The organism is Caulobacter sp. 1776, from assembly GCF_040545685.1.
Lineage (GTDB): Bacteria > Pseudomonadota > Alphaproteobacteria > Caulobacterales > Caulobacteraceae > Caulobacter.
This window is the reverse complement of record NZ_JBEPMI010000005.1, coordinates 437,831-464,257: the sequence shown is the minus strand read 5'-3', so window position 1 is coordinate 464,257 and position 26,427 is coordinate 437,831. Positions and strand designations below refer to the sequence as shown.

Annotated in this window: 26 protein-coding genes; 6 read left to right on the top strand and 20 right to left on the bottom strand. The window is 67.7% G+C overall.

What is annotated here, in order from left to right; genetic code table 11:
* Positions 1–7: 7 nt before the first annotated feature.
* Entirely contained in the window at positions 8–847 is an 840-nt protein-coding gene (locus ABIC66_RS16020; protein ID WP_354071255.1) for an arginyltransferase, read from the top strand.
* 7 nt (positions 848–854) lie between these two features.
* On the opposite strand, the gene ABIC66_RS16015 is transcribed toward ABIC66_RS16020, so the two are convergent.
* From ABIC66_RS16015 to ABIC66_RS16000, 4 genes are read right to left on the bottom strand one after another with little or no spacing between them, the layout of a single operon-like run.
* On the bottom strand, positions 855–1,622 hold the full coding sequence (locus ABIC66_RS16015; RefSeq protein WP_354071254.1) for an SDR family NAD(P)-dependent oxidoreductase: 768 nt from the start codon (positions 1,620–1,622) through the stop codon (positions 855–857).
* 9 nt (positions 1,623–1,631) lie between these two features.
* On the bottom strand, positions 1,632–2,564 hold the full coding sequence (locus ABIC66_RS16010; RefSeq protein WP_354071253.1) for an NAD(P)H-dependent flavin oxidoreductase: 933 nt from the start codon (positions 2,562–2,564) through the stop codon (positions 1,632–1,634).
* Positions 2,561–3,523, bottom strand: coding sequence for a quinone oxidoreductase family protein (locus ABIC66_RS16005; RefSeq protein ID WP_354071252.1), 963 nt, complete (start codon positions 3,521–3,523; stop codon positions 2,561–2,563). Before ABIC66_RS16005 ends, ABIC66_RS16010 begins: the two co-directional genes overlap by 4 nt.
* A gap of 38 nt (positions 3,524–3,561) precedes the next feature.
* Positions 3,562–4,869 carry a serine hydrolase domain-containing protein gene (locus ABIC66_RS16000; RefSeq protein WP_354071251.1) on the bottom strand — a complete coding sequence of 436 codons (1,308 nt, stop codon included), beginning with the start codon at positions 4,867–4,869 and terminating at the stop codon, positions 3,562–3,564.
* Between the two features lie 201 nt (positions 4,870–5,070).
* Between ABIC66_RS16000 and ABIC66_RS15995 the strand changes: the two genes are divergently transcribed.
* A complete protein-coding gene (locus tag ABIC66_RS15995; RefSeq protein ID WP_354071250.1) occupies positions 5,071–6,510 on the top strand; it encodes a bluetail domain-containing putative surface protein in 1,440 nt (479 codons plus the stop codon).
* Between the two features lie 63 nt (positions 6,511–6,573).
* On the opposite strand, the gene ABIC66_RS15990 is transcribed toward ABIC66_RS15995, so the two are convergent.
* From ABIC66_RS15990 to ABIC66_RS15950, 9 genes are all read right to left on the bottom strand, one after another.
* Positions 6,574–7,965: a serine hydrolase domain-containing protein gene (locus ABIC66_RS15990; RefSeq protein WP_354071249.1), complete on the bottom strand. Its 1,392-nt coding sequence runs from the start codon at positions 7,963–7,965 to the stop codon at positions 6,574–6,576.
* Between the two features lie 10 nt (positions 7,966–7,975).
* On the bottom strand, positions 7,976–10,255 hold the full coding sequence (gene parC / locus ABIC66_RS15985; RefSeq protein WP_354071248.1) for a DNA topoisomerase IV subunit A: 2,280 nt from the start codon (positions 10,253–10,255) through the stop codon (positions 7,976–7,978).
* A 61-nt stretch (positions 10,256–10,316) separates the two neighbouring features.
* Positions 10,317–11,903: an alkaline phosphatase D family protein gene (locus ABIC66_RS15980; RefSeq protein ID WP_354071247.1), complete on the bottom strand. Its 1,587-nt coding sequence runs from the start codon at positions 11,901–11,903 to the stop codon at positions 10,317–10,319.
* A 50-nt stretch (positions 11,904–11,953) separates the two neighbouring features.
* Positions 11,954–12,685 carry a DNA repair protein RecO gene (gene recO / locus ABIC66_RS15975; RefSeq protein ID WP_354071299.1) on the bottom strand — a complete coding sequence of 244 codons (732 nt, stop codon included), beginning with the start codon at positions 12,683–12,685 and terminating at the stop codon, positions 11,954–11,956.
* A 2-nt stretch (positions 12,686–12,687) separates the two neighbouring features.
* Complete coding sequence (locus ABIC66_RS15970; RefSeq protein WP_354071246.1) at positions 12,688–13,557, bottom strand: arylamine N-acetyltransferase family protein; 870 nt, start codon at positions 13,555–13,557, stop codon at positions 12,688–12,690.
* Positions 13,550–14,503, bottom strand: a complete 954-nt coding sequence (era, locus tag ABIC66_RS15965) for a GTPase Era (RefSeq protein ID WP_354071245.1) — start codon at positions 14,501–14,503, stop codon at positions 13,550–13,552. The genes ABIC66_RS15970 and era overlap by 8 nt, the downstream gene beginning before the upstream one ends.
* A 937-nt stretch (positions 14,504–15,440) precedes the next feature.
* Positions 15,441–15,659: a DUF6894 family protein gene (locus ABIC66_RS15960; protein WP_354071244.1), complete on the bottom strand. Its 219-nt coding sequence runs from the start codon at positions 15,657–15,659 to the stop codon at positions 15,441–15,443.
* 342 nt (positions 15,660–16,001) lie between these two features.
* The gene (locus tag ABIC66_RS15955) at positions 16,002–16,763 is read right to left on the bottom strand and encodes a Crp/Fnr family transcriptional regulator (protein ID WP_354071243.1); all 762 of its coding nucleotides are present in this window, start codon (positions 16,761–16,763) and stop codon (positions 16,002–16,004) included.
* Positions 16,764–16,771: 8 nt separating this feature from the next.
* On the bottom strand, positions 16,772–16,969 hold the full coding sequence (locus ABIC66_RS15950) for a hypothetical protein (RefSeq protein WP_354071242.1): 198 nt from the start codon (positions 16,967–16,969) through the stop codon (positions 16,772–16,774).
* A 129-nt stretch (positions 16,970–17,098) separates the two neighbouring features.
* Between ABIC66_RS15950 and ABIC66_RS15945 the strand changes: the two genes are divergently transcribed.
* Complete coding sequence (locus ABIC66_RS15945; RefSeq protein ID WP_354071241.1) at positions 17,099–17,833, top strand: Crp/Fnr family transcriptional regulator; 735 nt, start codon at positions 17,099–17,101, stop codon at positions 17,831–17,833.
* A 195-nt stretch (positions 17,834–18,028) separates the two neighbouring features.
* Positions 18,029–18,991, top strand: coding sequence for a methyltransferase (locus ABIC66_RS15940; protein ID WP_354071240.1), 963 nt, complete (start codon positions 18,029–18,031; stop codon positions 18,989–18,991).
* Here ABIC66_RS15940 and ABIC66_RS15935 read toward each other — a convergent pair.
* The 7 genes from ABIC66_RS15935 to ABIC66_RS15905 all read right to left on the bottom strand — a co-directional run bounded on the left by ABIC66_RS15935 (position 18,988) and on the right by ABIC66_RS15905 (position 25,452).
* Positions 18,988–19,803: a cyanophycinase gene (locus ABIC66_RS15935; RefSeq protein ID WP_354071239.1), complete on the bottom strand. Its 816-nt coding sequence runs from the start codon at positions 19,801–19,803 to the stop codon at positions 18,988–18,990. The two genes, ABIC66_RS15940 and ABIC66_RS15935, sit on opposite strands and share 4 nt — an antisense overlap.
* Complete coding sequence (locus tag ABIC66_RS15930) at positions 19,800–20,687, bottom strand: isoaspartyl peptidase/L-asparaginase family protein (protein ID WP_354071238.1); 888 nt, start codon at positions 20,685–20,687, stop codon at positions 19,800–19,802. The genes ABIC66_RS15935 and ABIC66_RS15930 overlap by 4 nt, the downstream gene beginning before the upstream one ends.
* On the bottom strand, positions 20,680–23,418 hold the full coding sequence (cphA, locus tag ABIC66_RS15925) for a cyanophycin synthetase (RefSeq protein WP_354071237.1): 2,739 nt from the start codon (positions 23,416–23,418) through the stop codon (positions 20,680–20,682). The genes ABIC66_RS15930 and cphA overlap by 8 nt, the downstream gene beginning before the upstream one ends.
* A gap of 3 nt (positions 23,419–23,421) precedes the next feature.
* On the bottom strand, positions 23,422–23,685 hold the full coding sequence (locus ABIC66_RS15920; RefSeq protein ID WP_354071236.1) for a hypothetical protein: 264 nt from the start codon (positions 23,683–23,685) through the stop codon (positions 23,422–23,424).
* Positions 23,682–23,918 (bottom strand): hypothetical protein, encoded by a 237-nt coding sequence (locus ABIC66_RS15915; protein WP_354071235.1) that lies wholly within the window; start codon positions 23,916–23,918, stop codon positions 23,682–23,684. Before ABIC66_RS15915 ends, ABIC66_RS15920 begins: the two co-directional genes overlap by 4 nt.
* A gap of 5 nt (positions 23,919–23,923) precedes the next feature.
* Positions 23,924–24,829 carry an iron-containing redox enzyme family protein gene (locus tag ABIC66_RS15910; RefSeq protein ID WP_354071234.1) on the bottom strand — a complete coding sequence of 302 codons (906 nt, stop codon included), beginning with the start codon at positions 24,827–24,829 and terminating at the stop codon, positions 23,924–23,926.
* 302 nt (positions 24,830–25,131) lie between these two features.
* On the bottom strand, positions 25,132–25,452 hold the full coding sequence (locus ABIC66_RS15905; protein ID WP_354071233.1) for a DUF3606 domain-containing protein: 321 nt from the start codon (positions 25,450–25,452) through the stop codon (positions 25,132–25,134).
* A 126-nt stretch (positions 25,453–25,578) separates the two neighbouring features.
* Here ABIC66_RS15905 and ABIC66_RS15900 point away from each other — a divergent pair, with 126 nt between their 5' ends.
* A complete protein-coding gene (locus ABIC66_RS15900; RefSeq protein ID WP_354071232.1) occupies positions 25,579–25,761 on the top strand; it encodes a hypothetical protein in 183 nt (60 codons plus the stop codon).
* A 2-nt stretch (positions 25,762–25,763) separates the two neighbouring features.
* On the top strand, positions 25,764–25,976 hold the full coding sequence (locus ABIC66_RS15895; RefSeq protein ID WP_354071231.1) for a KTSC domain-containing protein: 213 nt from the start codon (positions 25,764–25,766) through the stop codon (positions 25,974–25,976).
* The last annotated feature ends 451 nt before the right edge of the window (positions 25,977–26,427 follow it).

Sequence of the window (26,427 nt, the reverse complement as noted above, 5' to 3'; positions counted from 1 at the left end):
GGCTAACGTGACGCAGCATTTTCCGACGCGACAGCTTCGGTTCTTTCTGACGGCGCCCACGCCATGCCCGTACTTGCCCGGACGCGAGGAACGGAAGGTGTTCGCTCACCTCCCCCTGTCCGATGGGCCCACCGTCAATGATAGCCTGACTCAGGTCGGCTTCCGCCGCTCGCAGAACATCGCCTACCGTCCGGCTTGCGAAACTTGCCGCGCCTGCCAGTCGGCCCGCGCGCCGGCCGCCGACTATGTTCTGTCGCGTTCAGAGCGGAAGGTCCTGAACCGCAACGACGATCTCAAACGCCATCTGGTCGAGGCCGAGGCCACGCTGGAGCAGTTCGAGCTGCTGCGCCGCTATCTGCTGGCCCGCCACGCCGACGGCGGCATGGCCGAGATGACCTGGCCCGACTATGTGGCCATGGTCGAGGACACGGCGGTCCGCACGCACCTGATCGAATACCGCACGAAATCGCAGGATCGCGGCCCGGGCGACCTGATCGCTTGCGTTCTGGTCGACGTCCTCGCTGACGGGCTATCGCTCGTCTACAGCTTCTACAACCCCGACCTGATCAAGCGCAGCCTCGGTTCTTTCATCATTCTGGACCACATCGTCCAGGCCCAGCAGAGCAACCAGCCCTATGTCTATCTCGGCTACTGGGTGCCGGGCAGCGAGAAGATGGCGTACAAGGCGCGCTTCTCGCCGCTGGAGATCCTCAAGCCCGGCGGCTGGTCGCTGATGTCGGCCCGCGAGCGCGGCGCCCGCCCCCCCAGCATGCGCGGCGGCGCCAAGGACGGCTGCGACCTGCCGATGAGCGACGCCGAGCCGGCCGAGATCGAGGATCTGGGCTAGCCTCACCTCAGCGCGCGAAGCTGACCCCGCCATCCACCGTGACGGCCGAGCCCATCACATAGTCCCCCGCCCGCGAAGCCAGATAGATGGCCGCGCCGGCCATGTCCTCGTCCTCGCCGATACGACCGGCCGGGATCGCCTTGGCGACCGCATCGGCATGATCGCGGGCGACCTTGTTCATGTCCGAGGCGAAGGCGCCGGGGGCGATGCAGCTGACGGCGATGTTGTCGGCCGCCAGGCGTAGGGCCATGCGCTTGGTCATGTGCAACAGGCCCGCCTTGGACGCGCCGTAGGGATAGGTTTCGTCCTTGGTCACCGACTGGCCGTCGATCGAGGCGATGTTGATCACCTTGGCTACCCGATCCTTGGCCGCCGCGCGCAGCTGACCGATCAGGGCCTGGGTCAGGAAGAACGGCGTCTTCATGTTGAGGTCGACCGTCTTGTCCCAGCCGGCCTCCGGGAACTCGTCGAAGGTCGCGCCCCAGGCCGCGCCGGCGTTGTTGACCAGGATGTCGAGCTTTTCCTCCCGCGCCTTGATCCGATCGGCCAGGCCCTGGATGCCGTCCATGGTCGAGATGTCGCCCGGCAGGGAGACGCACTCGCCGTACTCGGACAGCGCCTCCGCGGCCGCGTCACAGGCCGCGGACTTGCGCGCGGTGATGTAGACGCGCTTGGCGCCATAGACGAGGAAGCCCTTGGCGATCATCGCGCCGATACCGCGCGAGCCGCCGGTGACCAGGGCCACGCGCCCTTCGAGCGAGAACAGGTTTTGCATGGAAGTCTCCTAAAAGCCGCGCGCGGCGGCCAGGGCGCCGAGGCGTCCGGTGATGTCGTGGAACTGGGCGATGGTCTCGTCGATGATCCGCTGGGCGGACTTGACCTCGTCGATCAGGCCGGCGGTCTGGCCCGCCAGCGCGGGCGCGGCTTCCATATCGCCGCCGAAATAGACGTCGAGGATGTTCTTCAGAACGTCGAACGGCATGACGCCGGCATCATGAATTTCCTTGGTGCGTTCGGACTTCAGGGCGCGGATGCAGGGGCTGGCCTTCTTGTTCAGCACCCAGGTGCCGGTCTCCTTCGAACCGGTGATCGCGGCCTTGTAGTTCTCGTGCACCGGGCTCTCGGCCGAGCTGACGAAGCGGGTGCCCATCTGGATCGCCTCGGCGCCCAGCGCGAATGCGGCGGCCATGCCGCGCCCATCGCAGATACCGCCTGCGGCGACCAATGGCACATCGACGCGAGCCCGGATCGCCTGCAGCAGGACGAGCGTCGAGACCTCTTCGGGGTTCTTGAAGCCGCCGCCTTCCGCGCCCTCGACCACCAGGCCGTCGACGCCCGCCTCAACGCACTTTACAGCCGCATCGACCGTCGGCACGGCGTGGTAGACGACAATGCCGGCGTCCTTCAACGGCCCGACGAACTTGGCAGGGCTGCCGGCCGAGGTGGTGACGAACTTCACCCCGCTCTCGCAGACGAACCGCAGCATGGCGTCGTCGCGCAGGAACAGGATCGGCAGGTTCACGCCGAATGGCAGGCCGCTGGCCGCCATCTTGGTGATCTCGGCCTTGCAATTTTCGGTCTCGCCCGAGGACGTCTCGATGATCCCCAAGCCGCCGGCTCGCGAGACGGCGCTGGCCAGCGGATAGCGGGCGATCCAGCCCATCGGAGCCTGGATGATCGGATACTTGGCGCCCGTATGGGCCAGGACGCGGTTCATGGGATCAGCAGCACCCGGCCGACGGCCTGGCGGCTCTCGATATAGGCGTGGGCGGCCGCGGCCTCGGACAGTGGGAAGGTCTTGTCGATCACGACTTCTAACTCGCCTCTGGCGGCGCGATCGATCATCTCCTGGATCAGGTCGTGGACCCGATCGGTCATGATCTCCGCACCGAGAAATACGCCGGTCAGCGAGCGATTGCCGCCCATCAGCGAGCTGACGTCGACCTTCATTGGCTCGCGCCCGGCATTGCCGACCAACGAAACGCGGCCGCGATAGCCCAGCGCGCCGAGGCTGCCGGCCAGGGTCGCGCCGCCGACCGGGTCGACCACCAGATCCACGCCCTTGCCGCCGGTCAGCTTCATCACCTGCTCGACGAGGTCGTCGCGGCTGTAATTGATCCCGTGATCCATGCCGAACGCCTTTAGGCGCTCTAGCCGTTCGTCGCTGGAGGCCGAGGCCAGCACCGTGGCGCCGGCCTGCTTGGCCAGCTGGATGGCGGCGATGCCGACGGCCCCTGCCCCGGCCTGGACCAGGACAGTCTCGCCGGCCTTCAGGCGCCCCGCGCCGAACAGGCACTCGTGGGCCGTGCCGAACGGCACCGGTATGGCCGAGGCTTTGAGGATGTCGAAGCCATCCGGGATCGGCCAGGCGTTGCGGGCCGGCACGGCGCGCAGTTCGGCGTGCGAGCCGAAGGCGTTCACGGTGACGACCTTCTGGCCGACCTTCAGGTGCGTGACCTCGGCGCCGACTTCGACAATCTCGCCGGCGGCCTGGTAGCCGACGATGTGCGGACAGCCCGCCATCTGGCCGCCGCCGCGATTGAGGGTGTCGCCGCCCTCGATGCTGACCGCCTCGACCCGGATCACCACGCCCTGCGGATGCGCGGCAGGATCGGCGACGTCCTCATAGCGGAGGACGTCCGGCGCCCCGGTCTCGTAATAGACGGCGGCCTTCATCGTGTTTCTCCCTGAAGTTCTTGTCTTGGTTGGGAAAGCTATTTCTTTGGATCGATCAGCGCGTCGTAGACGAGCTTGGCGCTGTCCTGATCGATATGCGCGATCGCCGGATCGCCGTCTTTATTGAGGATGTGGATCATGCCCAGGAAGAAGAGATCGTTCTTGGGGTCGATCCAGAACCAGGTGCCGGCCGCGCCGCCCCAGCTATAGGTCCCCTCGCCCTGCGGACCAGCCTTGGTGCTGTCCAGCACCACCGCGAAGTCCAGGCCGAAGCCCCGCCCCCGCGCCGCGTTGAACGGCGGAACGTCGGAATTCATGATCGCGTCGCTGAGCATGTTGGTGCGCATCAGCTTGATCGTCTCGGGCTTCAGGATCCGTTTGCCCTCCAGCTCGCCGCCGTTCAGCAGCATCTGGGCGAAGCGGGCGTAGTCGGCGTTGGTCGAGACCAGCCCGCCGCCGCCCGAGGGCACCGCCGGCGGCTTGGTGATATCCAGCACCATGAAGCCCTCGGCCGGGACCAGTTTCTTGACGCGCGGGCTCCAGACGTAGAGCGAGGCCAGCCGATCAGCCTTCTCGGCCGGTAGCCAGAAGCCGGTGTCGGTCATCTTCAGCGGCGCGAAGATGCGCTTCTGCATGAAGTCGCCCAGCGACATGCCGGTCAGCTTCTCGATAATCAGCCCCTGGATATCGACCGAGACGCTGTACTTCCAGCGTGTCCCCGGCTGGGCCACCAGCGGCAGGGCGGCGACCTTTTGAACGAAATCCTGGCTCGACTTGGCCGCCAGCACGCCGGTGTCGACATAGGCCTTGTCGACAGGATTGTCGGGAACCAGGCCATAGGCGAAGCCGCCCGAATGGCTCATCAGCTCGCGCATGGTCGGTGGGCGATCGGCCGGGACCGTGTCAAACGAGCCGTCGGCGTTGACGCCCTTGAAGACGCGCAGGGACGCGAACTCCGGCACGTACTTGCTGACCGGATCGTCCAGCTTCCACCTGCCCTCCTCGAAGAGGATCATCATGGCCACGCCGGTCACGGGCTTGGTCTGGGAATAGACGCGGAAGATCGTGTCCATGGTCATCGGCGGGCCATCGAAGCCCTTCTTGCCGTGGGCCTCGAAGTTCACGACCTTGCCGTGGCGGACCAGCATGGTGGTGACGCCCGGTAGATGACCAGTGTCGACCAAGCCCTGCATGTGGGCGTCGAGCTTCTTTAGGCCTTCGGCGGAAAAGCCGACGCTTTCGGGCGCCGCGACAATGGCCGGCTTGGGCGCGGCCAGGACCGCGGAAGAACCGCTGCCGAACAGCGTCGCGGCCAACGCCGCCGCGACCAGTTTGCGAAACGCCAAGACGCCCTCCCGAACAGATGTTTGAGGCGACCTTAGAGCGGGGCTCCGTACGTTGAAACCCGCTTTTTCGAACGACCGGCGCGCGTGTCTCCACGCATCCTCCACCGTGACGTTTTTTTCATGAAAGAGAGGGTTGATCGAACGGCGTTCATGTATATTTTTTACTGCACGAGCGATTACGAAATACAGGGTGACAGCGCCATGGCCACGATCGACAATCTAGTTTCGATCTACCGCAACGTTCATCGGCTGCCGGCCAATTCGGACCTCCCCGCCAACGCCTGGTCGCAGCTGACCCTGATGGCGCAAGGCATCGACATCGCGCGCGGCGGGCAGATAGCCGGAGACGTCTGGACCTATGCCAGCGCCGTGAGCTGGATCCAGGACAGCGCCAAGGCGACCACCGAGGTGGCGGTGATGTCTTATGGGTTCCTGGCCGACATCACGCTCGGGACCGCCGGCCTCGACTATCTGGTCTCGGCGACCGGCAGTAATCCGAACAACCTGAACAGCGCCTACTACGCCGGCTTCAACCTCGAAAATCGCTACATCAATTTCGCGACGAACCTGATCAAGTATGGTGAAGGCCACGACGCTTTCGTCGCCGCGTATGGCGAGAACGGTTCGCCGATCAATACCTTCCAGAAGACCTATCAGAAGCTATTCGGCGTCGAGAAGTCCTTGGACGAAACCCTCGCCTTCTTCAGCGCCCCGGTGCCGGACGGCCACGGCGGGACCTACGCTCGCCTGGCCTATTTCGAGGAAATCGGTGGCGACGGCTCCTTCGGCATCGGCACCCGGGCGGCCATGGTCGGCTGGCTGATGGCCGAGGCGGTCAAGAGCGGCCAGGGCCCCTATGTCGAGGCCATGCGCGCCTACCTCGCCGATGTCGGCGTGGACGGCCAGGTCTCGCCGCTGTCCACGTTCCTTTCGGTCTATGGCAAGGGCGGCGACCACGCGCCGGGCGGCGGCGCCGATCCGGGCCTGCCGGGCGAGACGGCGCGCTTTTCCCATGACTGGAACGTCGACGCGTTCAACCAGGAGCCCGACGACAACACCCACGTCCTGGCGAGCGACGGCAACGACGTGATCAAGCCGGTGGTCGGCGATCAGGGCGGTCTCGACGCCAATCGCCATATCCGCACCGCCGCCGGCAACGACATCGTCGTCGTCGACAACGGCGTCATGCGCGGCCTGATCGACACCGGGACCGGCAACGACACGATCTTCCTCGAGAAGCTGGACGGCCGCGTCATCACCGGCGCCGGCCACGACGATGTCGACATCGGTTCGTTCGCGGGCCTGCACCTGACGAACGGCAAGGCCACCGACATCGCGGTGATCGAGGACTTCCAGAAAGGCTTCGACCTGCTGAGCTTCGCGGGCGTGGCTGGTCCCGGCGAGAAGAAGCAGATCTTCTTCATCGCCACCGCCACCTTCGACGACGCCCTGACGGCCTATGCCGGCCTGACCGCCGCCAACAGCAACACGGTCTTCGAGTGGGGGAACGACACCTACATCTTCCACAACAACGCAACGGCCGGGCTCGACGCGGGCGATGGCCTGATCAAGCTGGCCGGCGTCACCGGCCTCACCGTCGGCAAGGCCACCGAGGTCGCCGACATCCTGTTCGCGGCCTAGAACTTCAGCCCTTCTAGGATCGTGACGGAGCTCCCCTCGCCAAGCGGGGGGAGCTTTCCCTTTTTAGCGCGCCGCCACCTTCACCGTCGGTGGCTTGGCCAGCTGCTGTCCCGGCGCCGTCAGCGGTGGCCGCTCAAGGGCCTGGTAGACCAAGGTTCGCGACTGGGCGTCGAGGCCAGGCCCAACGCCGCCCAAACGCTGGATCATGCCGACGAAGAACAGGTCGTTGACCGGATCGATCCAGAACCAGGTGCCGGCGCTGCCGCCCCAGCTGACGGTCCCCGCCCCCACCGGCGCGCCCGAGGCGGCGGGATCGACGGCCACGGCCATGTCGAGGCCGTAGCCCATGCCGGCGGCGAACGGGAACGGCTTGGGTCCCGGCTTCAGGACGCCGGCCGTGCCATTAGTCGTGACCACGAAGCCCGGCGGCAGGTGGTTCTGGGTCATTAGGGCCACGGACTCGGGCTTGAGGATCCGGATGTGGTTCAGCTCGCCCTTGTTGAGGATCATTTGGGCGAAGCGGGCGAAATCGCCGGCGGTGGAGACCAGCCCGCCGCCGCCCAGCGGCGCGGCGGGCGGTTTGCCGACATCGCGCCAGGCGCCCTCCACGGCCGGAACCAGCTGGCCGGTCGCGGGATCGGCGTCATAGAGCGCCGCCAGCCTGGGCTGCTTCTGCTCGGGCACGTAGAAGGCCGTGTCCTTCATCCCGAGCGGCGCGAAGATGTGCTCTTCCATGAACACTGGCAGGCTCTCGCCCGACAGCTTCTCGACGATGTAGCCCTGGATGTCGGCCGCCACGCTGTAGCGCCACAGCTGGCCAGGTTCGGCGAACAGCGGCAGGCCCGAGACCTTCTGGACCAGGTCGTTCAGCGAGGCCGACTGCAGCACGCCGGCGCGATAATAGGCCTGGTCGGCCGGGCTGTTGGGATCATCGGCCAGGCCATAGGCGAAGCCGGCGGTGTGGGTCATCAGCTCGCGCATGGTCGGCGGACGCGAGACCGGCGCCAAGATCGGCTGGCCGGCCGCGTCGACGCCGGTGGCGATGCGCAGGTTGGCGAATTCCGGCACATACTGGCTGATCGGATCGTCCAGCTTCCAGAGGCCCTGCTCGTACAGGATCATCATGGCCACGCCGGTGACCGGCTTGGTCTCGGACCGGATGCGGAAGATAGCGTCGATCGGCATTGGATCGGCGCCCAGGGCCCTTCGGCCAAAGGCTTTGGCGTGGACGACGCGGCCATGCCGGGCCAGCAGGGTGACGCCGCCGGCGACCTGGCCGTGGTCGACCATCGCCTGCATGTGCTCGTCGAGCTTCTTGAGGCGCTCGGCGCTGAAGCCGGCGTCCTCGGGCTTGGCCCTCGGCAAGGCCAGGGCCGGGGTCGCGGCGATGGCCGCGAAGCCGAAGACGCCGGCCAGCAGGCTCAGCGCGCGGCGACGCAGCCGTCCCCCAGTCATTTGGCCCCCGTCATTTGGGCCGGAACCGCTTGTTGGTGGCGAAGCCCTTCGGCGCCAGCTTGCCCGCGCCGGCGCGGCGGCCGACCCACTCGCGCCACTCCGCCCAGTCGCGGCGACGCCCGGCGGTGTCGATCCAGTAGGCTCCGCTCTCGGCGTTGAACGACAGGCCGTCACGCAGGCCGCCCTCGCGATAGGCCTGCAGCTTGACGCCCTTGCCGCGCGGCATTTCCGGCAGCTCCTCCAGCGGGAAGATCAAGATCTTGCCGTTGTCGCCGATCACGGCCATCTGGTCGCCGACGGCTTCCAGGCAGAAGGCCGCGCCGGCGGCGTCGACGTTCAGGACCTGCTTGCCGGCCTTGCGGTTCGCGAGCGCTTCTTCCTCAGGCATCAGGAAGCCGTAGCCCAGTTTCGAGGCAAGAATGCGTTTGCGGCCGGCCTTGAACGGGAAGACGTCGATAATCTTCACCTTGTCGTCCAGCTCGATCATCATGCGCACCGGCTCGCCGTGGCCCCGCGCGCTCGGAAGCTTGTCGCAGCCCAAAGTGAAGAAGCGACCGTCGCTGGAGAAGATCAGCAGCTTGTCGGTGGTCTCGGCCGGGACCAGGAAGCCCAGCTTGTCGCCTTCCTTGAACTTCAGCTCGGAGGGATCATCGACCTTGCCCTTGGCGGCGCGGATCCAGCCCCGCTCGGACAGGATGATCGTGATCGGCTCGCGGACGATCATCGCCTCGATCGCGGCGTCGGCGTCGACGACCGGGGCGTCGGCGAAGATCGAACGGCCGATGACGCCCGTCTCGCGACCCGCCTTGTCCAGCGGATGCTTAATCTTCAAGAGCGTCGCGCGGACCGCCGCCAGGCCCGCCCCGACCAGCTTCCACTGCTTGGCGTCGCTGGCCAGCATGGCCAGGATGCCGTCGCGCTCTTCGACCAGCTCGGCGTGCTCGCGACGGATCTCCATCTCCTCCAACTTGGCCAGTTGGCGCAGGCGGGTGTTGAGGATCGCGTCGGCCTGGATGTCCGAAAGGGCGAAGGCCTCGATCAGCTTTTCCTTCGGCTTGTCCTCGTAGCGGACGATCCGAATGACCTCGTCGAGGTTCAGATAGGCGATCAACAGGCCGTCCAGGATGTGCAGACGGGCTTCGATCTTGGCCAGGCGGTGGCGGGCCCGGCGGGTCAGCACCTCGCGGCGATGGGCGAGGAAGGCCAGCAGGGCCTGCTTGATGCCCATGACGCCCGGCGTGCCCCGCGCGTCCAGCACGTTGATGTTGACCGGGAAGCGGCTCTCCAGCGCCGAGAGCTTGAACAGGCTCTCCATCAGCACTTCGGGTTCGACGTTCTTGGACTTCGGCTCGAGGACCAGGCGGATGTCCTCGGCGCTCTCGTCACGGACGTCGCCCAGCAGGGCGGCCTTCTTGCTATCGATCAGGTCGGCCAGCTGCTCGACCAGGTCGGACTTCTTCACCTGGTACGGGATCTCGGTGACGACGATCTGGTACGTGCCGCGACCGGTGTCTTCCTTCTCCCACTTGGCGCGGATGCGCACGCCGCCGCGACCGGTCTCGTAGGTCTCCAGCAGCGAAGCGCGCCCCTCGACGATGACGCCGCCGGTCGGAAAGTCTGGACCCGGCACCTTCTCCAGCAGGTCTTCGGTCGTCGCGTCCGGATTGCTCAGCAGCAGCTGGCAGGCGTCGATCAGCTCGGCGGCGTTGTGCGGCGGGATCGAGGTGGCCATGCCGACCGCGATGCCCGACGAGCCGTTGGCCAGCAGGTTCGGGAAGCCCGACGGCAGGACCACCGGCTCCTCGTCCTGGCCGTCATAGGTCGGCCGGAAGTCGACCGCGTCCTCGTCGATACCGTCCAGCAGAAGCGTCGCCGCCTCCGTCATCTTGCACTCGGTGTAGCGCATGGCCGCGGCGTTATCGCCGTCGATATTGCCGAAGTTCCCCTGCCCCTCGACCAGCGGGATGCGCTGGGCGAAGTCCTGGGCCAGGCGGACCAGGGCGTCGTAGATCGACTGGTCGCCGTGCGGGTGGAAGTTACCCATGACCTCGCCGACCACCTTGGCGCACTTGCGCGCCGCGGCGTCGGGGTTCAGGCGCATGTTGCTCATCGCGTACAGCACGCGACGGTGCACCGGCTTCAGGCCATCGCGCACGTCGGGCAGGGCCCGCGAGCCGATGGTCGAGAGCGCATAGGCCAGATAGCGCCGCGACAGGGCTTCCGTCAGCGGCTCGTCGAGGATGCGATCGCCGTCGTCGGGACCGCCGGGAGGAAGGACAGGCTTGTTCATCGAGGGGATTCGTTACTCCGGGTACCGACCCTAGCAGAACTCCCCCGTCCGATTCGACGGTTTAAGCCTGAACGATCCCCGGTTTTCCAGCCTCCAGCGCCCATTTCGCGCGGGTCGACAGCTTGCCGTCCTTGCGGGTGACCGCGTCCAGCACCTTGAACTCGGTGACGAAGGCCTTGGGCGTCACGTCGCAGATGGCGTAGCCGCGCTGGTCGTTGTTGAATTTCAGGATCGGATTGGCCGCCTGGATCTTGGCGAAGTCGTCGCGCTGGTCGACGCCGTCGCCGCCCGAGGTGATCGAGGTGATCACGAACTCCGAGGCGATCGGCGCGCCCTCGTGCTTGGCGCCGTCGACATAGAGTTCGCCGGCGAAGTTCTGGTGCTCGTCGCCGGTCAGGACCACGACGTTACCGACCTTGGCGTCCTTGATCTTCTGCAGCAGCCGACCGCGCGGGATGCGGTAGCCGGCCCAGCTGTCGGGATTGACCACCACGCCGGGACCCGGATCGCGGTCCAGATCCATCATCATGACCTGCTGGGCCAGGACGTTCCAGGTCGCCTTCGAGCCGGTCAGGCCGTCCATCAGCCACTTCTCCTGCACCTGGCCGACGACCTCGGCCTTGGGAGAGACAATGGCGTCGCACCAGGTCTGCTTGTCGTTGCAGGGCTGGTCGGTGCGGAACTGGCGGGTGTCCAGCAGGTTGAGGTTCAGGAGCTGGCCGTAGGCGGCGCGGCGATAGATCTGCAAGCTGGTCCCGACCGGGAAGCTCGAGGCGCGCAGCGGCATGTTCTCGTAATAGGCCTGGACGGCGGCCTGCCGGCGCAGGTTGAACAGCTTCGGATCGGTGCCGTCCTGGTCGATGTCGCCGACCCAGTTGTTGTCGGTCTCGTGGTCGTCCCAGACCACGAACCACGGCGCGGCGGCGTGGGCGGCCTGCAGGTCGGTGTCCATCTTGTACTGGGCGTAGCGGCGGCGGTAGTCGTCCAGCGCGTAGATCTCGGACCCGAAGTGCTGGCGGACGTTCTCGACCGGGCCGTTGGCGCCGTTGGAAGTCCGATTGCCCCGGCCCTCGTAGATGTAGTCGCCATAGCAGAACACGAAGTCGGGATTGTCCTCGGCGAGGCGGCGATAGGCCGTGTAGTAGCCCGCCTCGTAGCTCTGGCAGCCGGCGACGGCGAAGCGGACGCGATCCAGCGCCACGCCCAGCGCGGGGGTGGTGCGCGCCCGGCCGGTCAGGCTGCGCTCCTTGCCGGCGGTGAAGCGATACCAGTAGTCGCGGTTCGGCTGCAGGCCGGAGACCTCGACGTGCACGGCGTGGCCCAGTTCCGGCGGGGCGATCGTCGTGCCCTTGGCGACGATGTTGCGCATGCTCGCCGTGTCGGAGACCTCCCAGTCGACCGCCACCGGGGCCATCGGCATGCCGTAGCCGATCTCGAACGGCTCGGGGGCCAGGCGGGTCCAGATCACGAAGCCGTCCGGGGCCGGATCGCCCGAGGCCACGCCCAGCTGGAACGGGTAGGTCGCGAACACCGCCTGGGCCAGGGCCTTGCCGCTGTCCAGCGGGATCGCCAGCGCGGTGATGGCCGAGGCGCCGAAGGCGGTCAGCAGGCGGCGGCGGCCGAGGGCGTAGCGGTCGAGGACGGACATGGCGGGCTCCGAAACGAGAGTCCGGCGATAGCGCCGCTTTGTGACGGTTCTTAAAGCCGTCCCCCTTCGGTCAGGCGATCCAGCAGCCAGACCCGGGCCGGCGGCAGCGGCTTGTTCAGCGGGCCGAACACGAACTGCTCGAGGAAGTGGCCGGTGATGTCGAGACCCGCCTTCACGTCGCCCTCGGCCAGGCCGCCCTGGGAGGACAGCATGAACGGGGGCAGCGGCAGCAGCTTGTCGTGATACGGCCGACCGGCGTCGCGGCTCACGGCGCGACCGGTGCGCGGGCTGACATAGACGAGGTCGTCGAAGCTGCCGGTGGCCGCGCACTTGGAGAGGTCCAGGCCGAAACCCAGCTCCTGCAGCAGCCCCGCCTCGTAGCGGACATAGACCGCCGGCCAGATATCGGGAATCTCCAGCACGCGGATCAGGGCTTCCAGCGCATGGAAGGCCCCGGGATGCGCCTCGCGTTCCGGCAGCGCGGCGGCGGCGACCGAGGCTGCGGCCGAGAGACCGGCCAGGGCCAGGCGGTCGTCGAACAGCGACGAAGGCCCCTCGCCCATCGGCTCCAGGGTGGCCGCGCCCAGCTGTTCCGAAATCCGGGCGCGATAGCGGGCGATGACCCGCGCGCCGGGCTGCAGGAACGGCTTCATCCGCCGCGACGCCGCGCCGGCCACGTGGGCGACGAACTTGCCGCGATCCTGGGTCAGCAATTCGACGATCGCCCCCGTCTCGCCGTGCGAGCGGGCCGAGAGGACGTAGGCTTCGTCCTCCCACTCCAGGCTCAAGCGGGCGTTCCCCAGGCCACGACCTGCTCCAGCACCGGCTTCCAGTCGGTCTCGACCGGCAGGCCGATCACGTCGCGCAGGGTCGCCTCCAGCTCGGCGGCCGAAAGGTCGCGCTGCTCGACCACGGCGCCGGTGACGTCGCGATGGGTGAAGCGGTTGTTCTTCAGGGCGTAGCGGGCGGTCGGCGTCGTGCGCCCGACCGTCAGGCTCCAGGTGAAGTGCGAGCTGGGATGGGTGTAGGTGAAATAGTTGGCCTGTTCGTAGTCGATCTCGGCCCACGCGCCCTTCGACACCTGATACAGCGCCGCCCAGCGGCCGGAGAGGTCGGCCTGGACCTGACGTTCAGGGACGCCGTTGGTCTGCGTATCGACGATCCGGAACTTGCCATTCGGGCTGTCCTGGATCTCGTCCGAGAACAGGCGTAGCGGCGCGGTCAGCACGCAGCCGCCGAAGCCGGCGTCGACCAGCCAGGTCTCACCCTCCAACTGAACGCCCAGCACCTGGTGCGAGCGCGGACGCGGCGCGGCCTCCTCGGGCAGCATCCACTTCACGCGGGCCATCAGGCCCTCGACCTGGAAGCCCAGGGTCTCCAGCACGCGCTTCAGCAGGCCGTTCTGCTCGTAGCAATAGCCGCCCCGTCCGGCGCCGATCAGCTTGGCGTCGATGTCGGCCGGGACCAGGCTGATCCCACGCCCCAGCAGGACGTCCATGTTCTCGAACGGAATGGCGTCCGGATGCTTCTGGGCGATGGCGCGCAGCGTCGCCAGCGTGGGGTCCCGAGGACCGTCGTAGCCGATGCGCTTGAAATAGGCGTCCAGATCGACCGCGGCGGCCGCGCTCTCTTCGCCTAGGTGGGCGTCAAACATCGAAGTCCAATCCGATATCGCTGAAGAGACCCCGCTCCTCGGCCCAGTTCTCCTTGACCTTCACGTGAAGGAACAGGTGGACCTTGCGATCGAGGATCTCGCACAGCTCCTCACGTGAGGCTTGGCCGATCCATTTCAAGGTCTGGCCGCCCTTGCCGATCACGATGACCCGCTGGCCCTCGCGCTCGACCAGGATGGTCTGCTCGATGCGCACCGAGCCGTCCTTGCGCTCCTCGAAGGCCGTGGTCTCGACCATGGCGGCATAGGGCAGCTCTTCGTGGACGCGCAGATAGACCTTCTCGCGGGTGATCTCGGCGGCCAGCAGGCGGGCCGGCAGGTCGGCGGTCTGGTCTTCCGGATAGAGCCACGGGCCCTGCGGCATCAGCGAGACCAGCTTGGCGGTCAGGTCCTCGACCCCCGCGCCGGTCGAGGCGCTGATCATGAAGACGTCCGAATAGACGCCGGTCTCGAAGAAGTCGTGGGCGACCGCCAGCAGAGTGTCGCGCTTGACGCCGTCGATCTTGTTCAGCGCCAGGATGACCTTGCGGCCCGCGGCCTTCAGGCCCTCGATGATGGTCTGGACGTCCTGGGCCGAGCGGAATTCGCCGGGCGTCGCCTTATCGGCGCGGCTGGCCAGTTCGGCCTGCACGTCGACCAGGTGGACGGTGGCCTCGGCGTCTTCGGAGCCGGCCCAGGCCGAGCGGACCATCGCGCGATCTAGGCGCCGGCGCGGGCTGAAGATCCCGGGGGTGTCGACAAGCACGATCTGGGTGTCGCCCTCGATGGCGACGCCGCGCACGGGGAAGCGGGTGGTCTGAACCTTCTGGGTGACGATCGAGACCTTGGCCCCGACCATGCGGTTGACCAGGGTGGACTTGCCGGCGTTCGGCGCGCCGATGATGGCGGCGAAACCCGCGCGAGTGTTTTGGGAGGTGGTGTCAGTCATTGCGCGTGCGTGTAGCACCGATGGCGGACTTTCGCGATCCTTGGCTGATGGGCGCCGACGAACCGATTGAGCGCCCCCTCCGTCGCACGGCGTCGCCGCGCGCCACCTCCCCCGTTTCACGGGTGAGGAAGAAGCCGCCCTCCTCCCCTGCGAAGCGGGGGAGGTGGATCGGCGCGAATACGCGACGAGACAGAGGGGGCGCACGGCGTCTCCGCTTCACGCGGCCTGACCGCTGAAGGTGTGTGGGGAGGCGACGGAGCGGCCGGGCGAACACGGAGACCGTATGGATTTGTGTGTTTCGGCTCGGACGACCGCTCCGCCAGGCTGTTCTTTGCCGTGAGGACGGCGGGCGTGAGCGTTGTCTGCTCGGGCCTCCGTTACCCCCGGACGGGCGTGGACCAAGTCGATCGGCTACTCCGTCTCGACCCCGACGATCCACGATAGGCGGCTTGTACGATCACCGCCCTGTCGCTCCGCTGTCGGCTTGACCCCGGACGGTCCTGCCATTCGTGCGCGCTCCTAAAGAGTAAGCCGCACGACCTGGCCAGCTCGCCGGGAACCGCCAGCGGCCCCGCTCAACCTATCCCCGTCGCCGCTTTGGGCCGGATCCAAGCGCCCTCCCCTTGCGACGGGGACAGCTATGATTGTGCAGCGGGTTTGAACGCGGATCATTCAGAAGCGCATAAAAGTGAGAAGTCGTTGATTTCTCTACGTTCGATATCGCGAACGCCGGGGATGTAGCGCGCTCAATCCCCGTGAATCCCTCTCCCTCCCCCAAGGCGAGGAATTCCGGTGGGCGCTCTGGCAGCGATCGCAGGCGCTCGATGATCTCTGGAAAATATCGGGTCAAAGGTCTGGCGCTCGCGGCGAAGCTCATGACGGGCGGTACCCTCTCATGGGCTTCGAAAGCGCCAAAGCCAGGACCCGGTTCCGTCGCCTAGCCGCCCGCGGCCGAGCCGCTCCAGACGGTCCGGCCAGTCTCGTCGCGCACGGTCAGCCGCACGGCTATGGCGTCGCCCCGCGAGAGGCCTTGGTCGCGAATGATCTCGGAGACCAACAGCAATGCTTGCCGTGTCGCGGCGTTGTCGTCCGCCGCCTCGACGATTTCGGTCGTCGCGGCGCCGTCGTTGTCGATGTCAAACCGATAGCGGCTCATGGCCCCACACTCGGCCAGGCCAGATGAACGGACGCTGATCGGAGACAGGGGCCGAGGGCGCGGACGGCTTGGCCATCAAGCTCACCCTTCGAGCCGGCCTTTCGGTTAGCGGGCGGGACAACCCCACCCGCGCACGGCCCCCGCGCGCAACCGAGACAGTGAAATGGCAAGGGCATCAGATGCGGATCCTCGATCGCGAGCGGCCGATGGCGGCGGGCCCAATTCCATCCGGCCTATCGCTGGCCGATCGCCCTGCCGTGCAAGCGCCGGTCGTGGTCAGCCCGGCCGGCCCGCATAAATCCAAGCCGCCTCGGCGATGAGCGTTCCAGCGCGGCGGTGCGATCAATCAATTGATCCCCGCCGCTCATCGCCAGGCGCGTGCGTCGGCGTCCTTGGGCCGTGATCGGCTATTTCGCTCTGGGGGGCGAACACCGCCGGCTCGAAGTCGCCGAGCGCGGCCAGTCGATCCCAGTCTTGGATTTGCAGGACGCCGTTGCGCAACCGCGCCAGGCCGTCGTCGCGCAGGACCCTCAGCACCCGGTGGATGTGGACGACCGACAGCCCCAAGGCGTCGGCGAGGTCGCTCTGCACGGCTGGCAAGGCGCAATGCCCGTCCTCGGCCAAGGCCAGGGTCTTTTGCCGCCAGTAGACCTCGCAAAGCAGGTTCGCGGTCCGCGACAGCGCCGAGCGCCGGCCAAGGCTGACCATCCAGTTGCGCTGGGCGCGCGCCTCGGTAAGCACCGCGCGGCAGACCGCCGCCAGAAAACCGGGGTGGTCCTGGACCATCGCTTTCAGTTCGCCAGGGGTGGTCTTGCGCACCTCGCAAGCGCCCAGCGCGCGCACCTCGAAATCCAAACCGGCGAAGAGGCCGCCAAGATCGATCAAGTCGCCGGGCGTGGCCAGGCCGAAGATCTGGCGAGCGCCATCGCCGAGCACCGTCTGCTTGACGGCCAAGCCGCGCGCCAGCAGCCGCAGATGCGATCGTTCGCCGCGTCCGACGATCAGCGCGCCCGACTCGAAGGTTTCGGTGCTTAGGCTGCACCCGGACAACCGCTCGCGAACGCTCTCACGCAAGGGGCCGAACCGGTCGAGACTGGCGATCAAAAGACGATTCAAGCCGTCGGTCCCGAACGTTGACGCGAAACCACGGCGATGCAGCGCTCCTCGCGCCAGATCTCGATGCGATCGCAGCTGCGATGCTCGTCGAGCAAGCCGTGGGCGCGTTCGCGCGGGTCGCCGATCTCGGCGCCGAAATCGACAAAGGTCCTACGCTCGTCGGCGACGCCGACGAAGATGAGAGGATCGGGCAACAAAACCTCCAGGTGTGACGAGACCCTAGGTCCAACTGGGCGGATGCGCGTTGATCTAGGTTATCAAGCGCCGATCTTCGAGGTCGGGCGAACGCCTCAGAGGAGAGGGACGGTCGGTCCCTGCAGAACATGTCCGCATCGTCCGCCATAGCGCCGCTGATCGAGAAGATGGCGCGCCGTGACGTCGTCACGCCGCAGGAGCGTCAGGCGCTCGCGGCCCTTCTGGGGCCCGCCCGCACCGTGCCGGCCGGCAAGCTGCTGATCGAGCCTGGCGACCGTCCTGGGTTCAGCACCTTCCTGGTCAGTGGGCTGTGCGCGCGCTTCAGCCTGACGTCGAACGGCGGACGCCAACTGACCGAGATCAATGTCGCTGGCGATTTCGTCGACCTGCACAGCCTGCTGATGCGGCAGATGGATCACGGTGTCCTGGCCTTGGCCGATTGCATGATCGCACCAGCCACCCACGAGGATTTGCGCCGCCTCACCGAAGAGCACCCACATCTGACGCGCCTGCTCTGGCTGGAAACCGTGGTCGACGGAGCGATCCATCGCCAATGGCTGGTGACCATGGGCCAACAAGACGCCGCGAGCCGCTTGGCCCACCTGATGTGCGAACTCTACCGGCGGCTGGAGGCCGCTGGCTTGGCGACCGATTCAGGCTTCGCCCTGCCGATGACGCAGGCCGACCTTGGCGACGTCCTTGGCTTGACCCAGGTCCACGTGAACCGGGTCCTGATGGAGCTGCGTCGTCGGGGGCTCCTGCTCTGGAAGGCTGGCCAGGTCACGATCGGCGATTGGGAGGCGCTGGCCGCCCTGGGCCAGTTCGACCCAACCTATCTGCGACTGATCCGCGAGCCCGTTTGAGCGGCTCACCGCCAAGCCCTCCGCGTCGGATCGCGAGGCAAGGCTTGGCGAAGTGGCTTGGAACCCATTGCGCCGCTTGGGCTTATTGTCCGGCGCCGCGGGCCGCCGCTCATGGGCGGCTTGCTCTTTAGGGCCGGCGTCACGGGCCTGGTCGTTGTGTCTGGGGTCAGCGGGTTGGACGGAAAGGCGCATCAAATGAGGAGCGACCCCGTCGCGATCTGGCTGCAGGATCCGCCGCCAAGACCAGTGGCGCTGCGGGCGGTCCTGGCCTGGCTAGACGCTCATGGATACGACTTCGTCACCCCGACGCCGTCGGTGGCGCGCCGGGCGCACGAGAAGCGGTTGTCCCAAGGCGCGCCGCTTCGGGCGCTGCTTGGCTGGAGCCAAGCGGTCGCCGCGGACGCGATCGACCCCCATCTGCTTCTCCTGCTCGAGCAGGCGAACCTTCTGATGCGCGACAACGGCCAGCGCCGAAGCCGCCTGCGGGTTTCGCGCCTGGCTGGAATGCTGTTCCTGCACTCGGCCTTCCCCGCCACGGCGAGCGACGCGGTCTTCCTTGGGCCGGATTCGTATCGCTTCGCGCGGCTCATCCAGGCATCGACCCGGGGCGACAGCGTCGGCTCGATCGCCGAGATCGGGTGCGGCGCCGGGGTGGGTGGGCTGGTCGCGGCGCGGCTTCATCCCGAGGCGCGATTGGAGCTGGGCGATGTCAACGCCGCGGCCCTGGAGCTCGCGGCGGTGAACGCGGCCCATGCCGGCGTGATCGCCCAGACCCGTCGGAGCCACGGCATGGCCGATCTGCCGGGCCCCTACGACCTGATCGTCGCCAACCCGCCCTACATCGCGGGGGCGTCGGGGCGGACCTACAAGGACGGCGGCGATTTGCACGGCGCGCGCGTGGCGCTCGACTGGGCGGCGCAGGCGCTCGAGCGGCTGACGCCAGGCGGCAAGTTCGTGCTCTACACGGGCAGCGCCATCCTCGACGGCGGAGCCGACGCCCTGCGCCTGGCGCTGGAAGGGCTGCTGGCGGGCCGGGCCTACCGACTGACCTACGAAGAGCTCGATCCAGACATCTTCGCCGGCGAGCTGCGGCGCGGAGCCTATAGCGACGTCGAGCGGATCGCCGCTGTTGGCGCGGTGGTCCAGCGCCTGGCCTAGCCGACCACGGCGGGCTGGCCCAGCGGGCGGCGCGTTTTCAGGTTCAGCCCGTCGCCGCTGGCCAGGACATGCAGGCGCACGTCGAAGATCGACAGGGCGCGCTCGGCCCGCGCTTCGGCGATGTTGGAAGCGCTGACGCCTTCGGCGTCGACCACATAGACCGCGCCGCTGCCGATCACCTCGAAGGCGTGGTTCTGCAGGATGATGGCGGTGTCCTCGTCGATCCCGACCCCGAGCACACGCGGGCTCTGAGCCACCGCCCCCAGCAGCCTCCCGATCCGGCCGCGCTCGGCGAAGTGCTGGTCGATGATCGTGTCGCGCACCAGACCCAGGCCCGGCGCCATCTGAAGGTCGCCGATCCGGTGGGTTTCGGCGCTGGAGCCGCGCACCATCATGGTGTCGCTCATGACCGACGCGCCCGCCGAGGTGCCGGCCAGCACGCCGCCGCCGCGCCAGATCTCGCGGATCCGCGCCTCGATGGGCGTGTCTCCGATCTGGCTGCTGATCCGAAGCTGGTCGCCGCCCGAAAAGAACACGCCGGCGGCGGCGTCGAGCAGGGCGAGCTTTTCGGCGGCGTGGGTTTCGGCGCGATCCTCGATGTAGAGTTCGACCAGATCGGTGACGCCCAGCGCGGCGAACGCCTTCTGGTAGGTTTCGAAGTAGCCGTCGGGCTCGTGCGAAGCGATGGTCGCCAAGACCAAGCGACCGCCTTCCAGGCGTTCGGCGACGGCCTTGAGGATGACCATCTCGCCTTCCTTATCCTCATGGCCCCCGATGATGATCAGCGGGCCCTCGGCGGCGGTATTGGTCATGCAAGGTCCTTTCGGGCGTCTTCGGCCCGGTTGACGAAGGCTCGGGCCGGCTGGGAAGCGCTGGCGTGGGCGACCGCGAACTGAGCGCTCGTGTGGTCCCAGTCGATGCGGCCGGCCGCGTCGATCACGATCAGCCCGGCCTCGCCGCCGACGCGCGCGAGGTGGCTCAGGGCCGTCTCGATCGCCGGGCCCGGCGGCAGGGTTTCCAGCCCTTGCATCAGACGGGCGGCTAGGGTGGTGCGGATCAAGCTTTCGCCGTCGCCCGAAAGCGACACCCCACCGACGGCGTTGTCGGCATAGAGACCGCAGCCCGGCAGCGGGCTGTCGCCGACCCGGCCAGGATGGCAGCCGCTCAAGCCGCCCGTCGAGGTCCCCGCCGCGATATTGCCGTGTCGGTCCAGGGCGACACACCCGACCGTGTCACAGCCGCGATCGTCGGGGCCGGCGGCCAGAAGATCGGCGGGCGCGCAGAATTCGCCACCGTGGGCGCGGGCGAAGGCCTCGGCCCCCTCCCCGACCAGCAACACCGGAACCTCGGGCAACATGGCCGCGGCCACCGAGATCGGGTGGCGCAAGGTCTTGACTGCGGCCACGCCGCCGACGGCCAGGGTCTGGCCATCCATGATCGCCGCGTCGAGCTCGACCTCCCCCCGGGCGTTGCGCACCGCGCCGCGGCCGGCGTTGAAGGTGGGGTCGTCCTCCAGGGCCCGCACGGCGGCCACGACGGCGTCGAGCGCGCGGCCTCCGGCCTCCAGGACGGCTTGGCCCGCCCCGAGCGCGGCCAGGCAGCCGTCGCGGTGGATCTGCTCCTGGCCCGGAGGAATGTCCTTGGCCCCGCCATGGACGATGATCGCCCATCGGTCCCGTCGCGAGGGCTCAGACATGGGCAAGGCCTGGCTCCGCGGCCGTGATAGACGAGGCCGTCGCGGCGGGCTCGAACGCGGTCACCTGCTTCCAGACCGCGTCGACGGCGGTGGGGAAGATCAGCACCAGATCGCCGGTCCGGGCCATGCGCAGAGCCGCCTCGACCGAGCGCGTCTCGCTGAGGATGCGGTGGATGCGCTCGCTCAGGAAGCCGGCCCCGAGCGCGCCCTCCGTGAGCAGGGACAGCACCGAACCCGCGGGCCGGCCGCGGCCGTCTGGACGTTCGCGGAAAATCAGGTCGTCGAACATCTCCGCGGCGATGGCGCCCATTTCCTGGATGTCTTCGTCGCGGCGGTCGCCCGGGATGCTGACCACGCCGATGACGCGATTGACGTTCGGGCGCAGCTGGGCGACGAGCTCGCCCATCGCGCGCATGGCGCCCGGGTTGTGGGCGTAGTCGACGATGACCCGAAAGCCATGGCCGTCATGGACATTGAACCGTCCCGGGTTTTCGGCGTGGGAGGACGTGAAGGCGCCCAGAGCCGCCGCCATGACCGTGGGGCTGGCCCCCAGGCCATGGCCGGCGAGGATCGCGGCCAAGGCGTTGGCGATGTTGAACCGAGCCAGGCCGTTCAAGGTCGAGGGAAGTTCGTTGGCGTGCATCAGCGGCCAGCGCTCACCCTTGTCGTAAAGGACCAGCTCTCCGCCATGGATAGACGGCTCCAGGGCGGCCAGCAGGCCGCCTTGGGCGACGTGCTTCTGCAGGAACGGGCTCATCTCGAAGCCGCCGCGCAGGGTGAAATAGCCAATCCGTCCGCCGGCGTGGCGGGCCATGCGCAGGGTCAGCGGATCGTCGGCGTTGAGCACGCTGACGCCGCGTCGCGACACCGCCTCGGTGACGATCGACTTGACGGCGGCTAGGTCCTCCAAGGTGTCGATCCCCTTGAGGCCAAGATGATCGGCCGTAACGTTGAGCACGATGCCGACATCGCAACGATCGAAGGCCAGGCCCTCGCGCAGCATCCCCCCGCGAGCGGTCTCCAGAACCGCGACCTCGACGGTCGGATCGCGCAACACCATCCGCGCGCTCTTGGGCCCGCTGGCGTCGGCCTCCAGGATGCGTTCGTCATTGATGTAGACGCCGGTGGTGTTGGTCAGGCCCACGGTCTTGCCCATCTGTCGGGCGATGCGGGCGACCATGCGCACGACGGTCGACTTGCCGTTGGTGCCCGTGACCGCGACGATGGGAATGCGGCTGCGCGCTCCCGGTGGGAAGAGTTCGGCGATCACGGCCTTGGCCACGTCGCGCGACTGGCCCTCGGACGGCTCCAGATGCATGCGGAACCCCGGCGCGGCGTTGACCTCGACAATGCCGCCGCCGGTTTCTCGGACCGAGCGGGTGATGTCGGGGGCCATAAAGTCGATGCCGGCCACGTCCAGACCCACCGTGAGCGCGGCGCGGCGAGCGATGGCGGCGTTGTCGGGATGGATGACGTCAGTGCGGTCGATCGCCGTGCCGCCGGTCGAGAGGTTGGCGGTGGCGCGCAGGGTGACCACCGCGCCGGGCGCGGGGATCGACTCCAGCGACAGCTGGGCCCGAGCCAGCATTTCCCGGACCTGATCGTCGATGACGATACGGGTCATGACCTGTTCATGCCCCGCGCCCCGACGCGGATCGCGGTTCACCACCTCGATCAGCTGGGCGACGGTGCTCTGGCCATCCCCCGTCACCTGCGCCGGCGCCCGCTCGGCCACGGCCACGACCTGGCCGCCGACCACGAGGATGCGATAGTCACGTCCAAAATATTGTTCTTCGACAATCACCCGCCGCCCATGCTTGAGGGCCTGCTCGAAGCCCCAGGCGATCTGCTCGGGTGTCACGAGGCCAACGCTGACGCCCCGGCCGTGATTGCCGTCCAGCGGCTTGAGCACCACCGGCCCCTTGATCCACTCGGCGTGAGCCATGGCCTCGTCCAGCGTGCGCACGACCGCGCCGCGGGGAACCGGCACGCCGGCCGCCGCCAACAGACTCTTGGTCAGCGCCTTGTCGCCCGCGGTCTCGACGGCGATCAGGCTCGTCTGGCCCGTAATGCTGGCGCGGATCAGTTTGCGCCGGGCGCCCCATCCCAGCTGGACGAGACTTTGGTCGTTCAGGCGTTGGACCGGGATGCCGCGCCGGCGCGCCTCGTTGGTCAACGACCGCGTGGTGGGCCCTAGTGCTTCACGGCGGGCGATCGCCTGCAAGCGTTCCAGCGTGCGCTTCAGATCGAACAAGGGCGGCGCGAGATCGGTGAGCGATGGCGCGATCGTCGCCAGACCCTCGAGGCCCTGCAGCTCGCGAGGCAACAGGCTATGAACCAGCTCGATGGCCGCTCGGCCAGCGGCGCGGCCCAGGTCCTCGCCTTCGTAGGCATAGAGAACATTATAGACCCCGGGCCTGCCCTTGACCGACCGGGTCTTGCCCCGGCCCAGAGCCACGCCCGCCAGTTTCTGCAGCTCCAGGGCCACATGCTCGATGACATGGCCAAGCCAGGTGCCTTCGCGCATGCGCAGGACCAGACCGCCATGGGTCTTGTAAGAGCAGCCGTGCGCCTCCAGGCCCGGCAAGGCGGCCAACAGGCGATCGGTGAAGCCCTGGATCCGGTTGGTCGGCCAGGCTTCGAGCGGGCCAAGATCAAGTTGGATCCGCACCATCGGACGAGAGGCGTAGAGATGGGGACCGCGATAGGTCGCGACTTCGAGCACGCGCATGGTTCAGGCCGCCTTCGCGGAGACTTGGGAGACCTCGGCGCCAGCGATCTCACAACGCGCCAGAAGAATGTCGCGGATGACCAGGGCCGCGGCCTGTTTGCGGGTCGGGGCCAAGCCTTGCGCGCGAAGCTGGCCATACGGCGCGAAGGTGCGCCAAAGCCAAGCGCCCTGCCCGGTCGGCGCGATCGAAAAGTGCGTGGTCTCGTCCCGCGAGGGCGGTTGGAGCGACCGGCCCGCCAGGAAAAGGCTATGCGCGCGAGCGGTCATGCCGGAACTCCCAAGGGATAGGCAAAGTCGCTCGCCGCGGGCGTCCAGGCTTCGACCACGGTGGCCCGGCGCGGGCGGACCCGGACCGTCGCCGCACAAGGCCAGGCGCGCGCCAAGGCCTCGGCTTCGGCGATCGCGCGCCGACGGGCCGAAAAGAACAACACTTCCCCGGTGTCGGCGATCTTCACGCACCAGCCGCCGTCATAGGGAAGAACCTCAAATACGCTGGCCATGAGGCTTACTCCGCGGCGTAGACGAGCGGGTGAGTGTGAGCCCAAAGGTGGGCTCGGTAGGTGTCGAAGCACTGCTCGCCGCAGATCAGGCGCATCAGCGCGCCCTCGGCGATGAAGCGCGCCCGGGTGGGATCCTCCGCCACCAGGGGGATCAAGGCCTCCGCGTTCCAAGCCTTGGAATGTTCGACGTCGAGGTGGGCGTGCAGCGCGAAATATTTACGGGCCTCGGGCGAGACGCCGACGCGCTTGAGGCCCGCGTCGACGCACGAGACCCGGGTGGGCGCGGTCAGCTCGACCACGCCCAGCGCGCCAATGGAGTGCCAGGCATAACGCCGGGTCGTGGCGAAGGCGGTCATGGTGTTGGCCAGGCACAGGGACTGCCACAGCGTCGTGTCGATCGTCGGCGCAAGGCCCAGGGTCGCGGTCGTCCGCGACAGCATCGGGCCATGCATGCCCTTGGCGTGACCTCGTCCCATCTCGTCCCAGTAGTTGCGGGCCAGTTCGAGCTTGGCGCGGTCGGGAATCTTGACCTGGGTCAGCGCCACCAAGTCATCGAAGCCGGCCTCGCCGGCCGCCTCCTGGGTCAGGAACCATTTCAGATCCTCCAGCGACGCCGCGCCTTCCAGCCAATCGAACAAAGGATCCCATTGGCCAGGACCGTGATCCTTCAAGGCTTCGAACCAAGCCACGAAGGCCTCGGCCTCTTGCGGAACGTTGTCGACCAGTGGAGCGACGTGACCGCGGAAGGCTTCGATGAACTCGCCTTCCAGCCGCCGCATCCAGCCTTCCTCGACGATGTCCTCGCGCCAATCGGGCGTGGGCGCCTGGGGAGAAAGACGGCGATGGTTCCAGTGCGCCAGCCCCTTGTGGAGGGCGTCGGCGTCAGGAAACTGCGGATTAAAGGCGCCCAAACGGGAAAGGCGTTCGCCACCGAACATACTGCTGCTCCGGACAAAAACTCGGCGAGGCGGCGGTGTTTGCAGGGTGTCCATGCCGCTTCCTCCTGATTGCATTGGTCGCCTCGACGGCGGGGAGTTGCGAAAACGGAGCCCTTCATCCAGCGTTCCAATGTCGACGACCCGGCTCAAGGGCGGAGGGGCCCAAAAACCCCAGGCGCGTGGGCGCTAAGGCCCAACCGACGCGAAAAATGAGGGCTTCATTTGATGGCCGCGCCGGCCGGGGTGGCCTCGCAGGCGGCGACGGGCGCGGAGGCCTAGTCGGCCGCGCCGCGGGCCGACCGCAGCCGCAGCGCCACCGCCTCGCTGTCGCCGCCCACGGCCAGGACGGTGTTGCGGATCGCTTCGGCGTCGACCCCCAAGCGCTTGGCCCAGCGCTCGACAGCGCTCGCGTCGTCGGGGTCGATGGTTTCGACGTGGCCCTGCTCGGCGCGATCGGCGGCGTCACGCAGACGCGCCCCCGTCTGGCGCGCCGCCTCCGGCGTCATGGAAACCCCCGTCGCGCCGGGACCGCGCATGGCGACCTCGCCCTCGACGGGGTCGACCTGGCTGGGCTGATCGAAAGGCTCGCGGGACATGGGCGGTCTCCTTGCCACCACAACCACCATTTCCCGCTCGGCGTTCCCCCATCCATGCCTCGGAGCCGCGACGGGAACGGTTTGGCCGAGTCGCGGATTCGTCTTGGCGAAGGAGGACTTACCGCCATGTCCAAACGCGAACTCATCGAACCCACGTCCGGCGACAAGCGCTACGCCCGCCGCGACGACCACGGCCGGTTTTCCGAGCAGGTTGATGTCGGCAAGTCGCTGGCCGCCGACCGGCGCCAGCACGCCAAGCATGACGCCGGCCCTGGCCAAGGCGACCGGGGTGACCGCCAGAAGGCCTGAAGATGCCCTCGTCGGTGATCAAGACCTTCGCCTATGACAGCCAGCGCCAGGTCCTGACCATCACATTCGTCAGCGGACGCGCCTACGCCTATCAGGACGTTCCGGCCGGCGTCGCCGACGGCCTGCGACTGGCCTTCGCCAAGGGCCAATACTTCAACAGGGCGATCCGTGACCGGTTCGACGCCAAGCCGTTGGCGCCCTCGTCTCGCCCATGAACGCGAACCAAGGCCGTCCTGACCCTTCGTCGTGGCGCGACCACGAGGAGGGTCAGCCTCTTGACGTCATCCGGCGAGGACCTAACTCATCCCATGCTTGCCGGGCGCCGAAAGGGTCCGGTGTCGGGCGTTCGCCTTGGCGTCGCCCCTCGTGTCCAACTTGCTTGCGAGAAGATGGAAATGAGCACCGCGTTTGACTTCACTCCAACCTATAGTTCGATGATCGGCGCCGACCGCATGGGCGATCGGGTCGAAACCGCGCTACCCGCCGTGGCGTGAGGCGTTAGCCATGCGGCCCCATTCATCTTCGCCAGAACCGGCTCGTCCAAGGCCTCTACGGCCCGCGGTCGGCTTCCTACATCCGCTCGAGGTTCTCAAGGATCGCGACCTCGACCTGGCGGCCAAGCGCGAGATCCTCGCGGCTTGGGCCTCCGACGCGAGCGCGGTGGAA

Excerpts from the sequence above, each read along its gene's own strand:
- ABIC66_RS16015 (WP_354071254.1), bottom strand. The coding sequence starts at position 1,622 with ATGCAAAACCTGTTCTCGCTCGAAGGGCGCGTGGCCCTGGTCACCGGC.
- ABIC66_RS16010 (WP_354071253.1), bottom strand. The coding sequence starts at position 2,564 with ATGAACCGCGTCCTGGCCCATACGGGCGCCAAGTATCCGATCATCCAG.
- ABIC66_RS16005 (WP_354071252.1), bottom strand. The coding sequence starts at position 3,523 with ATGAAGGCCGCCGTCTATTACGAGACCGGGGCGCCGGACGTCCTCCGC.
- ABIC66_RS15995 (WP_354071250.1), top strand. The coding sequence starts at position 5,071 with ATGGCCACGATCGACAATCTAGTTTCGATCTACCGCAACGTTCATCGG.
- ABIC66_RS15990 (WP_354071249.1), bottom strand. The coding sequence starts at position 7,965 with ATGACTGGGGGACGGCTGCGTCGCCGCGCGCTGAGCCTGCTGGCCGGC.
- parC (WP_354071248.1), bottom strand. The coding sequence starts at position 10,255 with ATGAACAAGCCTGTCCTTCCTCCCGGCGGTCCCGACGACGGCGATCGC.
- ABIC66_RS15980 (WP_354071247.1), bottom strand. The coding sequence starts at position 11,903 with ATGTCCGTCCTCGACCGCTACGCCCTCGGCCGCCGCCGCCTGCTGACC.
- ABIC66_RS15970 (WP_354071246.1), bottom strand. The coding sequence starts at position 13,557 with ATGTTTGACGCCCACCTAGGCGAAGAGAGCGCGGCCGCCGCGGTCGAT.
- era (WP_354071245.1), bottom strand. The coding sequence starts at position 14,503 with ATGACTGACACCACCTCCCAAAACACTCGCGCGGGTTTCGCCGCCATC.
- ABIC66_RS15960 (WP_354071244.1), bottom strand. The coding sequence starts at position 15,659 with ATGAGCCGCTATCGGTTTGACATCGACAACGACGGCGCCGCGACGACC.
- ABIC66_RS15945 (WP_354071241.1), top strand. The coding sequence starts at position 17,099 with ATGTCCGCATCGTCCGCCATAGCGCCGCTGATCGAGAAGATGGCGCGC.
- ABIC66_RS15940 (WP_354071240.1), top strand. The coding sequence starts at position 18,029 with ATGAGGAGCGACCCCGTCGCGATCTGGCTGCAGGATCCGCCGCCAAGA.
- ABIC66_RS15935 (WP_354071239.1), bottom strand. The coding sequence starts at position 19,803 with ATGACCAATACCGCCGCCGAGGGCCCGCTGATCATCATCGGGGGCCAT.
- ABIC66_RS15930 (WP_354071238.1), bottom strand. The coding sequence starts at position 20,687 with ATGTCTGAGCCCTCGCGACGGGACCGATGGGCGATCATCGTCCATGGC.
- cphA (WP_354071237.1), bottom strand. The coding sequence starts at position 23,418 with ATGCGCGTGCTCGAAGTCGCGACCTATCGCGGTCCCCATCTCTACGCC.
- ABIC66_RS15920 (WP_354071236.1), bottom strand. The coding sequence starts at position 23,685 with ATGACCGCTCGCGCGCATAGCCTTTTCCTGGCGGGCCGGTCGCTCCAA.
- ABIC66_RS15915 (WP_354071235.1), bottom strand. The coding sequence starts at position 23,918 with ATGGCCAGCGTATTTGAGGTTCTTCCCTATGACGGCGGCTGGTGCGTG.
- ABIC66_RS15905 (WP_354071233.1), bottom strand. The coding sequence starts at position 25,452 with ATGTCCCGCGAGCCTTTCGATCAGCCCAGCCAGGTCGACCCCGTCGAG.
- ABIC66_RS15900 (WP_354071232.1), top strand. The coding sequence starts at position 25,579 with ATGTCCAAACGCGAACTCATCGAACCCACGTCCGGCGACAAGCGCTAC.
- ABIC66_RS15895 (WP_354071231.1), top strand. The coding sequence starts at position 25,764 with ATGCCCTCGTCGGTGATCAAGACCTTCGCCTATGACAGCCAGCGCCAG.